This is a genomic window from Bradyrhizobium sp. Kon56 (genome assembly GCF_055807635.1).
This window is the reverse complement of record NZ_JBVVOU010000005.1, coordinates 1-13,057: the sequence shown is the minus strand read 5'-3', so window position 1 is coordinate 13,057 and position 13,057 is coordinate 1. Positions and strand designations below refer to the sequence as shown.

Below are 13,057 nucleotides of genomic sequence, written 5' to 3'. Positions count from 1 at the left end.
TTGCTTCGCTGCGCTCGCAATGACGACCTCGGACGTCATTGCTTTGCCGCGAAGAGCAATTCACCCTGTGAGCAGAATGATTTGGGAGGAGATCCGATGACGCCGCTCGATAAACTTAAAGCAATGAAGATGCCGTTTGCCGAACTCAAGGGCGTCGAGTTCGTCGAGGCCGAGAGGGATCGCGTGGTGGCGCGGATGACGGTCAGGCCCGATCTCTGCACGCTTCATCATACCATTCACGGCGGCGCGGTGATGGCGCTGGCCGATTCCGTCGGCGCGGCGGCCACCGTGATCAATCTGCCGGAGGACGCCAAGGGCACGACCACGCTCGAGAGCAAGACCAACTTCATCGGCGGGGCCAAGGAGGGAACCACGGTAATCGCGACCGCCACCCCAATCCACAGAGGCCGGCGGACCCAGGTCTGGACCACCCGGCTGGAGACCGAGGACGGCAAGCTGGTTGCCGTTGTGACGCAGACCCAGCTGGTCCTCGTGTGAATACGGGGGGCTTGATTTTATTAAAGAATTAGTCGCTTCCGATGCCCGAAACTTGGGCAGGTTCCCGTCTTGAAAAGTTTGTTGCGATGCACAATATTGGAGGCCTAGGGATTCGAACGCCTCCTCGAGGGACACCAAGAGGAGTTTTGACTTGTCACTCGCAGCAGATTTTGGACTTGAAATAACCAACCGCCCGAAGTCCGTTCAGGGCTACGTGCGGACCTTGAGCCAGCAGGAAGAATTGCCGCTTTTGCGCGATCACCTGCTGAGGCTCGATGCCGAAAGCCGGCACGACCGCTTCAACGGTTTTCTCGACGACAGTTTTATCGAGCGTTACGCCGCCCGCTGTGCCGAGGACGGCACCGTTATTGTCGCCTATATCGTCGATGGCGTGGTCCGCGGTGCGGCCGAGCTGCATCCGCCCGAGGGCGATTCGCTGCCCGAGGTCGCCTTCAGCGTGGAAGCTTCGGCGCGGCGCCAGAACGTCGGCACCGTGCTGTTCAGCCGCCTGATCGCGGAAGCGCGCTGGAAAGGCTACAAGTGCCTGCGCATCACCACCGGCGCCGAGAATCACCCGATGCGCGCGCTCGCCAGGAAGTTCGGGGCGCATCTGCAATTCCGTCATGGCGAATCGACCGGCACGATCGATCTCGCCAAGGCGCCTGAGGACGAACTCGCTGATCTCGCGGCCTCGCCATTCACGGCCGGCCGCGCTCTTCTCAGCTTCAACTCGACCTGCTGGAAGATCATCTCCAGCATCTACGGCAATCGCGCCGCCTGACCTGAAAAGCCGACTGGAATCAAAAAAAGCGGACCGGTAAAACCGGTCCGCTTTGTACTGGATATAGGGGAACTAAGCGCTCAGGTGCCGGTGCGCTTGTCGTTGCCGAAGCGGCGCACGACACGGCGTTCGACCACCACCGAGCGCTGCGCACCCTGTTCGCCGGCGATCACGCGGGTCGAGGTGATGCGGCTGTTGGTGCGAACCTGTTTCTTGACCTCGGCCTGGACGACATCGAGCGGCATGCCCATCAGGGCTGCGGCGATCTCGGCCTGCTGCTCCTGATCATCGGTGATGCCGACGGCGGCGAAGATCGCCTCGTCTAAGGTCGGCGGATCGTGGCGAACGCGCCGCGTGCCATATTTGGTATTCCAGTCTGCGTTCATAACGGCCTCGTTTCGATGCCGGGATACCTAGTGCCGTCTATGTTGCATTGCAATATGAAATCGGTGTGGCATCTCAGCTATGCACCGGTTGGGTGTCAGGGTGGTGACGGGAGACCGGCAACATCCGCAACCCGCTGTTGTGGCCAGCGTTTCAGCGCCGCCTGGCCAGCTTCCGTCAGCCCGTAGATTCCCCGCTCGGTGCGTTCGAACCAGCCATACACATTGTTAAGCATGATCTTGCCGGCATCGGGACAGCGCCGGCGCAATTCGCTCACCCGCCGCGGGCCTGCCGCGAGCTCCGAGGCGCAGGCCAGTGCCTGCTGCCGATAGGCCGTCATGATCGGCGCGCGCGTGCTGCCGCCCGGCGCCGGATCGCCCTGGCGGCGCTGATGCTCTGCGACCAGGCGCGAACGGACCTTCGGCTCCCGGCGTGGGGCTGCCGTCGGCGGCTTCACCAGCACCTCGACCTGACCGCGGTCGGTCACCCCGAGCATGCCGAAGCCGAGGCGGCGACAGAGATTGCGATACCGTGCGTCGGTCTCGCGTCCCTTGCCGCGCGCTGACATCTTTGCCGCAATCCAGACCTCGTCGCCGGCCGGTGCACGATCGACCGCCTGAAGGATCAGCTCGAGATTGAAGGTCAGCTTGAGCTCGCCGATCACCACCACCGGAGGATCGCCGGCGCTGAGGCCCACGAGATCGCAGCCGCCGATCTCGCCCTTGACCGTGAAGCCGAGCTCTTCGAGGAAGCGTTTGACAGGCAGATAGAGCGTGGTTTCCAAAGGAAGCTTCCGAATGTCACGTTCGATCGGAGAATCAGTCTGCGGCAGTTTAGCCCCGGAGTGGACTTAGAGCTCTGCGCCATTTGATCGGGAACAGATGATCCGGCTATCCTGCGGGTGGGACAATCGGGCGCTTCACGAAGATGACCATCAGGAATGGGCTCTATCATATCCGCATCGAAATGCTGGATGCCGTTCAGGGCGGCAACCAAGGCGTCATGGTGATGCGCGACGGCACCATGCGGGGCGGGGACTCATTCTTCTTCGCCTACGGCAGCTACACCTCGGCCAACGGCAAGTGGAAGGGCGAGCTGACCAACGAGGAGCATTCCCCCTCGTTCGACGAGCGCCCGGTGTGGGGCCGCAAGGTCGTGACCATCGGCTTCAGTGGCACTTACAATGGCGAGACCGCGTACGGCGAGGGCATCGCGCTCGCCGGCAAGCAGAGCATCCGTTTCAGAGGCAATCTCCGGCTCTTGGTGCCGGATTGATTACACCCGCCCGCCAACCGGGATCAGCGCGCCGGTGACGCCGCTGGCGGCATCGCTGGCGAGGAACAGAATGACTTCGGCGAGTTCCTGCGGTGTCACCCATTTGGCGAAGTCGGCCTTCGGCATGTCGGCGCGGTTGGCCTTGGTGTCGATGATCGAGGGCAGCACCGCGTTCACGGTCACCTTGCCTTTCCACTCGCTCGCCAGCGCCTCGGTGAGCCGGTGGACGCCGGCTTTCGACGCCGCATAGGGGCCCATGCCGGAGCCGGCCTGAAGCGCGCCCATGGCCCCGATATTGACGATGCGGCCGGCCTTGGACGCGGCCAGATGCGGCAGGGCCGCCTGCGAGGCGTTGAGTGCCGTCAGCACGTTGAGCGCATGCATGCGCTGCCATGTCTTGACGTCGCCGTCGCCGACGGTCTCGAAGGCGAAGCCACCGGCGATGTTAACCAACACGTCGAGCCCGCCAAAGTGTCTCGCCGCTGCCTCGACCGCCGTCTTTGCTTGTGCTGCGTCGGACAGATCGACGCCGCCGATCTCGATGCGCTCAGGCATCGCGGAGATTTGCGATGGCGCATGGTCGATGCCGGCCACGCGCGCGCCGCGTGCCAGCGCGGTCTCGGCGACCACCTTGCCGAGCGCGCCGAGTGCGCCGGTCACGATCAGAACCTTGCCTTGCATCATTGTTCTCCCGGCACGGCCGCTTAAGATTTACGGCCGCCTACGATTGCAGATAGCGCGCCTTCAGTGCGATCCGCTCCGGTGTGCCGAGCTCGAGACCGTCGCGCAAGTAGGTTTCGAGATCGCCATACTCGCTACCGACGGCCTCGAAAGCAGCCGCAAGATACGAGGCCTCGACGTTGCCGATCGCGTCGAGAACACCGGCGGGAAGATCGGAGACGTTTGATGCGTCGCGCTTGTAGTGCTGGTTGGTCAGCAGATAATCCTCGGCAATGACGTCATCAGATACGCCGAGCGCATGCAGGATCAGCGCGCTGGCAAAGCCGGTGCGGTCCTTGCCGGCGGTGCAGTGGATCACGAGCGGCGCGCGGTCCTCCAGGAGATGCCCGAACAGGTTGCGGAAACTGGCCGTGTTGTGGCGTACATAGTTGCGATAGGATTCGCGCATGAGTTCGAGCGCGACCGGCGCGGTCAACCTGCCCCTGCCGAGCTCGGCGCGCAGCGCAGCCACGACTGTCGGCTCGATCGGCAGCGAATGCACGGCGATCTCGTTGACCACGCAGACACCCGCCGCGCGTTCCTCGACGCCGCGAAAATCGAAGGCGCTGCGCACGCCCAACGCGCGGACGATCTCGATATCGGCAGCAGTGAGCTGGCCGAGATGGTTGGAGCGGAAGATCTGCCGCCATCGCGTGATACGGCCATCTGCGGTCGGATAGCCGCCGAGGTCGCGAAAATTGCTGGCGCCTTGCAGGGCGAGATGGCGGGCAGGGAAGTCTTTCATGGAGGTGTCTTGTCAGGCATTTGAAACGGTCTGTGATCACCTGCGCGACCATATAATCCCGCAATCAAGTCCGGAATGGAAAAGGGCCGAAACACCGTTGTTTCGACCCTTTTTCGAACTGACGCCGGGCATCGAGAGACCGCGGCGGTATTGAACCGAACGCAGGCATCAGCGATCCCATTTCGGCTTGGCTTCATCGACTGCTTCCTGATGGTACCAGCTGCCGCTGCAAATCGTCTCGTTCACGGGAAGCGAGGCGTGGTTGGCGGGAAGGCGGGTCTCACCGTTGCGGCGCCCCCCGAGAGCCGAGCGGCCCCCGACAGGGAATTGGTAGATCTGTGCAGATCCGTGACTCAGTCCATTGTTCATCATTGCATTATCTCCCGAGATCGCAGCGCTGGCCTCCATGGTGCGCCCGACTCGTTGGCTTGTGGTTACTGGAATCCCCATATCGGCCGTGCATTCCGAAATGCAAAGTGCTGAAAAGGAAATCAGCGTTGGCCTATTTTGTAGGCAGACTGCATTCTGCTTCCTCTAAGGCAGCGCTCGGGTGGCTAACGCGTGGGCCGTTGCGAAGGTTGCGGGCGACGGTCGCAGTCTTGGCGAATATTGCCCGACGTTGATGCGCGTTTAGCCGGCAACCTTAGACCCGGGCCGGCCTGCTTCAAAATCGGGCGATTTCCGCGGGATTTTTGCGATGCAGCTTCACGCAAAGGTGCGCCGCTATGACGCGCGGCGCACTGGCCGATCCGCCGGGAGGGAAGAGGGGGCCGGCGGCGGTGGAAAACCTCCCGCGCTGCGGCCTTTTGGCACGTTAAATGCTTGGAAAGGGTCGGCCGATGTTGGCCGGGTAAACAATCGTGCGGGGGCCTGCGGCCCCCACCTTTCGCATCATCTACAGAGAGGCTCAATGACCAAGTATAAGCTCGAGTACATCTGGCTCGACGGATATACGCCGACTCCGAACTTGCGCGGCAAAACTCAGATCAAGGAATTCGCGTCGTTCCCGACGCTCGAGCAGCTTCCGCTCTGGGGCTTCGATGGCTCCTCCACCCAGCAGGCTGAAGGCCACAGCTCCGATTGCGTGCTGAAGCCGGTCGCGGTGTTCCCGGATGGCGCCCGCACCAACGGCGTGCTCGTGATGTGCGAAGTCATGATGCCCGACGGCAAGACCCCGCACCCGACCAACAAGCGCGCCACCATCCTTGACGATTCCGGCGCCTGGTTCGGTTTCGAGCAGGAATACTTCTTCTATAAGGACGGCCGTCCGCTCGGCTTCCCGGCCTCGGGGTATCCGGCGCCCCAAGGTCCGTACTACACCGGCGTCGGCTTCTCGAACGTCGGCGACGTCGCCCGTAAGATCGTCGAAGAGCATCTCGACCTCTGCCTGGCTGCCGGCATCAACCATGAAGGCATCAACGCGGAAGTCGCGAAGGGCCAGTGGGAATTCCAGATCTTCGGCAAGGGCTCCAAGAAGGCCGCTGACGAAATGTGGATGGCCCGCTACCTGATGCTGCGCCTGACCGAGAAGTACGGCATCGACATCGAGTTCCACTGCAAGCCGCTCGGCGACACCGACTGGAACGGCTCCGGCATGCACGCCAACTTCTCGACCGAGTACATGCGTACGGTCGGCGGCAAGGAGTACTTCGAGGCGCTGATGGCGGCCTTCGACAAGAACCTGATGGACCACATCGCCGTCTACGGCCCGGACAACGACAAGCGTCTGACCGGCAAGCACGAGACCGCGCCCTGGAACAAGTTCAGCTACGGCATTGCCGATCGCGGTGCTTCGATCCGCGTGCCGCACTCCTTCGTCAACAATGGTTACAAGGGCTATCTGGAAGACCGTCGTCCGAATTCGCAGGGCGACCCATACCAGATCGCTTCGCAGATCCTGAAGACGATCGCCTCCGTGCCGGCCGACAAGAAGGCCGCCGCCTAAGATCCTCCCGGCCCGGGCTGGGGGGCTGGCCCCGGTTGGACTTCGATCCGCCGAAGCCGAAAGGCTTCGGCGGATTTTTCATTTTGCTGACAGCCGTTGCGGAGACTCATCGGACCTCATGGCCGGAAACTTGTCCATCGCCGCCGAAAGCGGGATAGACTGCGTCTGGGTGCGCGCAGGGCCGGGGACGGCTGGTGTTTGAAGGCTTCTACAAGGTGAGATTTCAGCTCGGCGACCGGGTCGGCCGGAGCGTGATGCATGCCGGCAACGGCAAGATGCTCGGCGGCAATTCGGCCTTCGCCCATATCGGCACCTACGTGAAGACCGAAGCCGGCGTCGACGTCGTGATCAACACCGTCCGCCACAACCCCGATCCGAACTATCGCGCCATGGCGGGCACGGACGATGCGACGTTGCTTGCCAAGGGCTGGGCCGACGGCGATCTCTATCGCTTCAAGGGCGAGCTCAAGGAGCTGCCCGGCGTACCCTTTCAGTCGTTGATGACACCGATCACCGAAGACGAGATGCCGATCGCCGGCGGTGTCGGCGAGGCCGGTATCGCCGACGGGCTCTACTCGGTGCATCTGCGCATGCTCGATGGCGTCGACGGCGGTCTCACCGGCGTGATGCTGCTCAACAAGGGCCGCATCCTCGGCGGCGATGCATCGTTCTATTATCTCGGCAGCTACACCGCCGCCAACGGGCGCTGGAAGGGCCAGATCCTCAATCAGGAGCACACGCCGGCCAAGGACGATCCGATCTTCGGCGGCCACGAGGTCGGCATCGGCTTCTCCGGCACCTATGATGCCGAAGAGGCGGTGCTGGAGGCAACGGCGCTCGCCGGCAAGCGCAGCCTGCGCCTGACCGCCGCGCTCAAGCTGATGCACCGCGCCTGATCGTCACGGGAATCGCTGATGGAAACAATTCGCATGCTCTCGACGCTCGGCCTGATGGGCGCGATGCGCAGCCTCTCCTCCGCGTACGAGACCGCGACCGGCGTCCACATCGATGCCGATTTCGCGCCGACGCTGGCGCTGCTCAAACGGTTGCGCGACGGCGAGGCCGCCGATCTCGTCATCCTCACCCGCGAAGGGCTCGACGAGATGATTGGCGAGGGCCGTGTGATCGCCGAGAGCGCTGCCGATCTCGCGCGCTCCTTCGTCGGCATCGCGGTGCGGGCAGAGCAGGCACATCCCGACATCGCCACGGCATCCGCACTGCGCAACACGCTGCTCGCGGCGCGGTCGGTGGCCTATTCGCGACTGGGGGCGAGCGGGGTCTATTTCGCCCGGTTGATCGCGCAGATGGGGATCGCGGAAGAGATCAACGCCAAGGCCACCATCGTCGAGCAGGGCTTTACCGCGGAGCGGCTCGTGAGCGGCGAGGCCGACCTCGCGGTGCAGCAGATCAGCGAGCTGAAGCAGGTCGAAGGCATCGAGGTGGTCGGCCCGATCCCGCACGATCTGCAAACGCCGGCCGTGTTCTCCGCCGGTCGGATGACAAACGCCGAGAACGCCGACGCCGCTGACCGGCTGCTGCGCTATCTGGCATCGCCCGAGGTGGTCCCCGTGCTGCGCCAATCGGGACTCGAGCCTTGAATTTGCCGAGACTGCGACGCAACCTGGCGTCCATGCGGACTTTCCTCGTTGCCATCCTTCTCACGCTTGCGGTGCCGTTGTCGGGGCATGGGCAATCGGCCGACCTCGTGCTGTGCGACCGGGTCGCGGCCGATCCCAGCGATCCCGACAAGCCGGCCGACGTCAGGGGCGCGACCGAGATTGCGGCCTCCGACGTTGCGACCGCCATCAAGTTCTGCAAGCAGGCCGCGTCGTCGTCGCGGCGCGCGATGTTCGCGCTCGGCCGCGCCTATGCGGCCAACCGGCAACCGGCGGACGCGATGGCAGCCTGGCGCAAAGCTGCCGACAAGGGATCGAGTGCGGCGATGGTCGAGCTCGGCGTGGCCTACGGTACCGGCTCCGGCGTCGCCAGGGACGAAGCGCAGGCGCGGAAATTGTTCGAGAAGGCGGCGCAGGCCGGCAATCCCCGCGGCATCAGCAATCTCGCCGCGCTCGGCGGCAGCGGCGGTGCCGCGCCGGCCGATCCGGCACAGGCGCGCGCATTGCTGGGCAAGGCCGCCGAGACCAACGCGGAGGCGCAGTACCAGCTCGGCATGATGCTCTCCGAAGGCACGGGCGGGGCGAAGGACGACGCCGCGGCGCGCGCGCTGTTCGAAAAGGCTGCCGGGCAAAACCATCCCGGCGCGCTGGAGCGGATGGGCGCCTTCGCGCAGGAGGGCCGCGGCGGGCCAAAGGACAAGGACGCCGCGAAATCCTACTACGAGCGCGCCGCAGCGCTCGGCGACGAGGATGCCAAGCAGGCGCTGGAGCGGCTGCGCTGTCCCTATGCGATCAAGGACAAGCAGGGCAAGCTCGTCACCACGCTGTGCTTCTAAAGCCCGATGAACGCGCTGTAGATTTATTTGTGAGCATGATCTTTTCGGGAAACCGCTGCGCATTTTTCCGGATCATGCCGTAGCGCCTCGGCCGGCGGGTTCGAAGCCGGCTTTGGTGAGTGCGCAAGGACCGTTCGCGACCGGCCAAACAAAAAAACTCGAAAAACAACCCCATGCACAGTAGCCAAGTGGTTGAAATCACAGGCCTGCAAATGGTGTGAATCGCCATATGCGGAATTGCCGAAATTGCTTGCGCCGTCGGGCAAAACAGGCGCATGATGGCATCATGGCAGGGCGTGGCTTCGCGAATGGCCCTGCGCGAAAAAGCCCGATGGTCTTGATGCGATGGCAGTGCTAGGTAGCGCGTGCTTTCCTTATGATTTTGCGGGTCACTTGCGTTGCTGGACGGGCTCTACAAGGTTGAATACGGCGTCAACGATGCCTTCGGCCGCAGCATCATGTGCATGCATGATGGCAAGCTGCTGGGCGGAAATTCGGCCTTCGCGCATCTCGGAAGCTATTTCGAGCGCGACGGCGAGATCATCGCCGAAGTCATCACCGAACGGCACAACGACGATCCCAACTACAAGCCGCTGATGGGGGCTGATGTCGCCGCGATCGGCGCGCGCGGCCGACTCGTCGGCAACCAGATCCGTCTCGCGGGCAGCGCGGACACGATGCCGGGCGCCGGTTTCTGGGCCAATCTCACGCGGCTCGATGACGAGGGGTTGCCGCCGCAGGGGACGATCGGTCCAGGCGGGGTGGTGAACGGGCTCTATGCGATCCATCTGCGCGCGCTCGACGGCGTCGATGCCGGGCTCTCCGGCGTCATGCTGCTGATGGACGGCCGCATCCTCGGCGGAGATGCGTTCTTCTACTATCTCGGCTCCTATTCCTCGGCTGACGGCCGCTGGAAGGGCGAGATCCTCAACCAGGAGCATACGCCGGCAAAAGGCGAGAACCCCGTGTTCGGCGGCTATGAGGTCGGGATCGGCTTCTCCGGAACCTGCACGGCGGACAGCGGCGAACTCGAAGGCATCGCGCTCGCCGGCAAGCGCAGCCTGCGGCTCGCGGCCTCGCTCAAGCTGATGCGGCGGGCGTAGGGCGGTTACTCAAAGATTTGGGATCTCCGCTCGAGAGGCTCAACAGGCCTGACGTCCGAGCCGCGGCAATGTCGGCAAGTGACCCCCAAGCGGACATATCGAAATCAGGACAGATCGAAACGGCCGAGACGAGAAGCACTGCGGCTCAGCTAGGGAAGTCCTTTTGTCATCGTAAAGGGATTGAACCCACGTTCCGCAAGGGCAGCCCACGAAGCTGCGCCAAGATGTGACAATCGGAAATAGTTTCGCGGCTTGGTCGGGTCGGTGTCCAACACGAACCCCGTCGGTAACGCGCGGACAGTCGTGGCATAGAACCCACCATCGGGCGACCTCTGGGATTCGATGACAGCGATCAGCGATTCTGCCCTCTTCGTCTTGCCGAGCAATTTCATCAAGAGAGCCATTTGGCTCGTACCTTCGGTCCACACACCGTCTCGGTCTTCACCGTAAGAAAAGCCTCCGCCGACACTCATTCGCTGTTCGGCGGTCGTCATTGCCGATGCAAATTTCCCGGCCGCTCCGTGAAGCGCTGTTAAAGGCCAGATCTGGGCATCCAGAGCCAAAATCGGATTATGCGTGACACCGTCTTCAGCGGTTCCTGCGGCGAAACAGACGCACCCCGGATCCCACATCGTATTTACAAAGTACTCGGCAACCGTTGCCTTATCGCGCCAGCGCGAATCGCCTGTGCGGATCGCAAGAAGGCCAAACGCGGCGGCGAGGTCAGTATTATGTTCAGTCGATTTCCACGTCCGCACTTCCGGCGTCGGTTCGTGCCCAAACGTACCTCCCGTGAAACCGCCAGTACCGCGCGTATCGGCCCATTGCGCGACCCAAGCGCCAAGCCGCGCTGCACCATCGCGAAACGGGGAGCCGGTGTTCACATCATCAATCGACAGCAACGCCAACATGGCCCATGCCATGTTACCAACATCGCTTCCCACCTGATATCGATCCTCCAACCATTCGTTCCGATTATTGTCCCACCAACCCGGAAGTTTGGCGGAGCCATTCGCCACCACACCCGCGGCGTAAGCGTTTCGGAGCCGTCCATCATGCCAGGTCCGGTCATTATCGACGGCCCAGAGGATCGCCGCGCCCATCCGACTTGCTTTGTCTCGCTCACCGCAACCGACCAACGCGATGACGGCCACCGCATTGTCATAGAGGTATGCGGCGCCATGGAGAGGCCCCGATTCCACGGTCGGATAGCTGGGCAAAAACAACGGCCCTGGCTGCGCCTTATCAATTTGACTAGCGAGGTACCCGCATGCAGACGCTTCCGGTGTTGCCAAAGCCCGTAGTGGAGCGGTGGCTAAAATGATTATGAAGGTCGTTACGATCCATACGAAGGTTTCTATTCGGGCCACTTGGCCGTTCTCCAGGGTGGACGATGATTCTATATACCCATCGGCGAAGTCTGGAAGTGGCCCCATCGCAATCGCGCTTGCGGTGCCCGCTCATGTCCGAAGTTGAGGGTAGACCGCCCGCCCTGACTGCCCACAGCTATTGACCCACCGCGGAGTCCGACGCATCGAGCTCCCCCCGAGGGAGTGGACGGTCGGGTTCCGATACTCGGAACTCATCGGGATCGCAACGGGATTCACATGCCTTAATGAAGCCGCGCACGACCGCTGCTTTAATTCGCGGTCCGGTAGCGAATTTGAGTAATGGGGGCGATCATGCAGGACTTTCAAGCTGAGCTGGCCTCTCGGCTCAACGACCTCTATTGCCGGCTCTCAGAACTGGAAAATCTTCGACTTCAGATCGAAGATGCGGAGCGATGCCATCGGGCTGTGATTGCACCGCCGCCCCTCGCAACTATTTCGCCGTCAAGCTCGAAAAGAGCCTGCACTTCGCTGAGGGAGCGGACGCGCTTTTGACCACCCGTGGCGGACATCGCTGTGTTGAGCTATAAGCGCAGGAGCGAACGTCCTTTTGGCATCATCTGATGGAGCAGCAAGGTCAGTGGCAGGTCGCTGGTAGTGCGCCCGAAGTGTACGAACGGGAGTTGGTCCCGGCTGTGTTTGGGCCATGGGCCCCCGTCCTGATAGACCTCGCTCGGCCGAAGCTGGGCGAACGCGTAGTCGATATTGCTTGCGGCACTGGAATAGTGGCGCGCCTCGCGGCGGTGAAGGTGGGCCCTACCGGGATCGTGACGGGCATCGATCTCAATCCTGGCATGTTGAACGTGGCACGATCGCTCGGGATGGCCGATGACGCTGCCTCGGTTCAATGGCAGGAGGCCAGTGCAGACAAACTGCCGTCCGCTGACAGCGCGTTTGATATTGCGTACTGCCAACTCGGCCTCCAGTTCTTCGCCGACAGACCAGCTGCTTTGCGCGAAATGCGCAGAGTTCTATCTTCAAGGGGAAGGCTCGCCCTCATGGTGTGGTGCGGCATCGATCAAAGTCCCGGGTTTGAATCTTTAGCCAAAATACTGGAGCGCCACATCGGTCCAGCGGCGGCCACAATCATGCGAGCTCCATTTGGACTCGCCGATGCCGATGAGCTGAGCCGACTTGTCGCTGCTGCGAACTTTCAGGATATCACGGTTCAACGGAGGGTCGGTGCCATCGAGTTTCCATCCGTCGAACGATTTGTATCTAGCTATGTTGCGGGTTCGCCACTGGCCAGTCATGTATCGCAAGCAAGCGAGGTGGCTCGCGAACACCTGGCCGAAGATACCAAGTTGGAGTTGGGAAAATACGTGGGTAGTAGCGGGTTATCGTTCCCGATAGCAGCTCACCTACTCACCGCAACCGCTTGATACGTCCGCTGATGGCATGGCCCTTAGCGGACCGCTGGCCTAGCCGCGCGGCCCCCGAGGGAGTGGATGATCCGCCGGTTTGCACGGGAACTTTTGTGCACTTTTGCACTTATCAGTCCTGCCGCGATGGTCGCGCTGATCAAGCGCTCCATCGAACTCCTCCAAGCATCAGCTCCTAAAGTTCAAAGCCGAATGCCATCCGGTCGTCGACCTCCGAGCGATGCACCGTCCTGAGGGGAGTGAACTTCATCCATCCTTGCACGATGAGGCTTGAGCGGGGGGCTCATTTGGCGATGCCCGCTTCTGGCCGATTTTGTTGCAAAAGTTGGCTGCAATGGATTTGGCCGCTGGGCCTTTTGTTGAGCCGCGCTTTGAAGCGCTGGC

At 62.4% G+C, this 13,057-nt stretch carries 15 protein-coding genes; 9 read left to right on the top strand and 6 right to left on the bottom strand.

All coding sequences use genetic code 11. The annotated features are described in order from the left end of the window. Window positions 1-96: 96 nt before the first annotated feature. Both AC0L3B_RS09725 and AC0L3B_RS09720 read left to right on the top strand, forming a co-directional pair. Window positions 97-498, top strand: a complete 402-nt coding sequence (locus AC0L3B_RS09725) for a PaaI family thioesterase (protein ID WP_026233137.1) — start codon at window positions 97-99, stop codon at window positions 496-498. A gap of 151 nt (window positions 499-649) precedes the next feature. Continuing rightward, window positions 650-1,279 (top strand): GNAT family N-acetyltransferase, encoded by a 630-nt coding sequence (locus AC0L3B_RS09720; RefSeq protein WP_473380335.1) that lies wholly within the window; start codon window positions 650-652, stop codon window positions 1,277-1,279. Between the two features lie 80 nt (window positions 1,280-1,359). Here AC0L3B_RS09720 and AC0L3B_RS09715 read toward each other — a convergent pair whose 3' ends face one another. Both AC0L3B_RS09715 and AC0L3B_RS09710 read right to left on the bottom strand, forming a co-directional pair. Beyond that, window positions 1,360-1,665 carry a hypothetical protein gene (locus tag AC0L3B_RS09715; protein ID WP_007591844.1) on the bottom strand — a complete coding sequence of 102 codons (306 nt, stop codon included), beginning with the start codon at window positions 1,663-1,665 and terminating at the stop codon, window positions 1,360-1,362. A 95-nt stretch (window positions 1,666-1,760) separates the two neighbouring features. Continuing rightward, window positions 1,761-2,447 (bottom strand): DUF2161 domain-containing phosphodiesterase, encoded by a 687-nt coding sequence (locus tag AC0L3B_RS09710; protein ID WP_473380334.1) that lies wholly within the window; start codon window positions 2,445-2,447, stop codon window positions 1,761-1,763. Between the two features lie 143 nt (window positions 2,448-2,590). Here AC0L3B_RS09710 and AC0L3B_RS09705 point away from each other — a divergent pair, with 143 nt between their 5' ends. Continuing rightward, window positions 2,591-2,938: a GrlR family regulatory protein gene (locus AC0L3B_RS09705; RefSeq protein ID WP_018456317.1), complete on the top strand. Its 348-nt coding sequence runs from the start codon at window positions 2,591-2,593 to the stop codon at window positions 2,936-2,938. Here the strand turns inward: AC0L3B_RS09705 and AC0L3B_RS09700 are convergent, their stop codons facing one another. From AC0L3B_RS09700 to AC0L3B_RS09690, 3 genes are all read right to left on the bottom strand, one after another. After that, window positions 2,939-3,619, bottom strand: coding sequence for an SDR family oxidoreductase (locus tag AC0L3B_RS09700; protein ID WP_026233139.1), 681 nt, complete (start codon window positions 3,617-3,619; stop codon window positions 2,939-2,941). A gap of 40 nt (window positions 3,620-3,659) precedes the next feature. Continuing rightward, window positions 3,660-4,403, bottom strand: a complete 744-nt coding sequence (locus AC0L3B_RS09695) for a tyrosine-protein phosphatase (protein WP_473380333.1) — start codon at window positions 4,401-4,403, stop codon at window positions 3,660-3,662. Window positions 4,404-4,571: 168 nt separating this feature from the next. Next, the gene (locus AC0L3B_RS09690) at window positions 4,572-4,772 is read right to left on the bottom strand and encodes a DUF2735 domain-containing protein (protein ID WP_371261365.1); all 201 of its coding nucleotides are present in this window, start codon (window positions 4,770-4,772) and stop codon (window positions 4,572-4,574) included. Between the two features lie 541 nt (window positions 4,773-5,313). Between AC0L3B_RS09690 and AC0L3B_RS09685 the strand changes: the two genes are divergently transcribed. The 5 genes from AC0L3B_RS09685 (at window position 5,314) to AC0L3B_RS09665 (ending at window position 9,903) form a co-directional block, all read left to right on the top strand. Further along, window positions 5,314-6,348 carry a glutamine synthetase beta-grasp domain-containing protein gene (locus AC0L3B_RS09685; RefSeq protein WP_018456321.1) on the top strand — a complete coding sequence of 345 codons (1,035 nt, stop codon included), beginning with the start codon at window positions 5,314-5,316 and terminating at the stop codon, window positions 6,346-6,348. A gap of 194 nt (window positions 6,349-6,542) precedes the next feature. Continuing rightward, the gene (locus tag AC0L3B_RS09680) at window positions 6,543-7,244 is read left to right on the top strand and encodes a GrlR family regulatory protein (RefSeq protein WP_018456322.1); all 702 of its coding nucleotides are present in this window, start codon (window positions 6,543-6,545) and stop codon (window positions 7,242-7,244) included. Between the two features lie 18 nt (window positions 7,245-7,262). Further along, complete coding sequence (locus tag AC0L3B_RS09675) at window positions 7,263-7,946, top strand: substrate-binding domain-containing protein (RefSeq protein WP_026233140.1); 684 nt, start codon at window positions 7,263-7,265, stop codon at window positions 7,944-7,946. 32 nt (window positions 7,947-7,978) lie between these two features. After that, complete coding sequence (locus AC0L3B_RS09670) at window positions 7,979-8,800, top strand: tetratricopeptide repeat protein (protein ID WP_377790457.1); 822 nt, start codon at window positions 7,979-7,981, stop codon at window positions 8,798-8,800. 398 nt (window positions 8,801-9,198) lie between these two features. After that, on the top strand, window positions 9,199-9,903 hold the full coding sequence (locus AC0L3B_RS09665) for a GrlR family regulatory protein (RefSeq protein ID WP_018456325.1): 705 nt from the start codon (window positions 9,199-9,201) through the stop codon (window positions 9,901-9,903). Between the two features lie 149 nt (window positions 9,904-10,052). Here the strand turns inward: AC0L3B_RS09665 and AC0L3B_RS09660 are convergent, their stop codons facing one another. Beyond that, a complete protein-coding gene (locus AC0L3B_RS09660; RefSeq protein ID WP_240543387.1) occupies window positions 10,053-11,273 on the bottom strand; it encodes a hypothetical protein in 1,221 nt (406 codons plus the stop codon). A gap of 581 nt (window positions 11,274-11,854) precedes the next feature. Between AC0L3B_RS09660 and AC0L3B_RS09655 the strand changes: the two genes are divergently transcribed. Further along, on the top strand, window positions 11,855-12,673 hold the full coding sequence (locus AC0L3B_RS09655; RefSeq protein ID WP_377790461.1) for a methyltransferase domain-containing protein: 819 nt from the start codon (window positions 11,855-11,857) through the stop codon (window positions 12,671-12,673). Window positions 12,674-13,057: the final 384 nt, after the last annotated feature.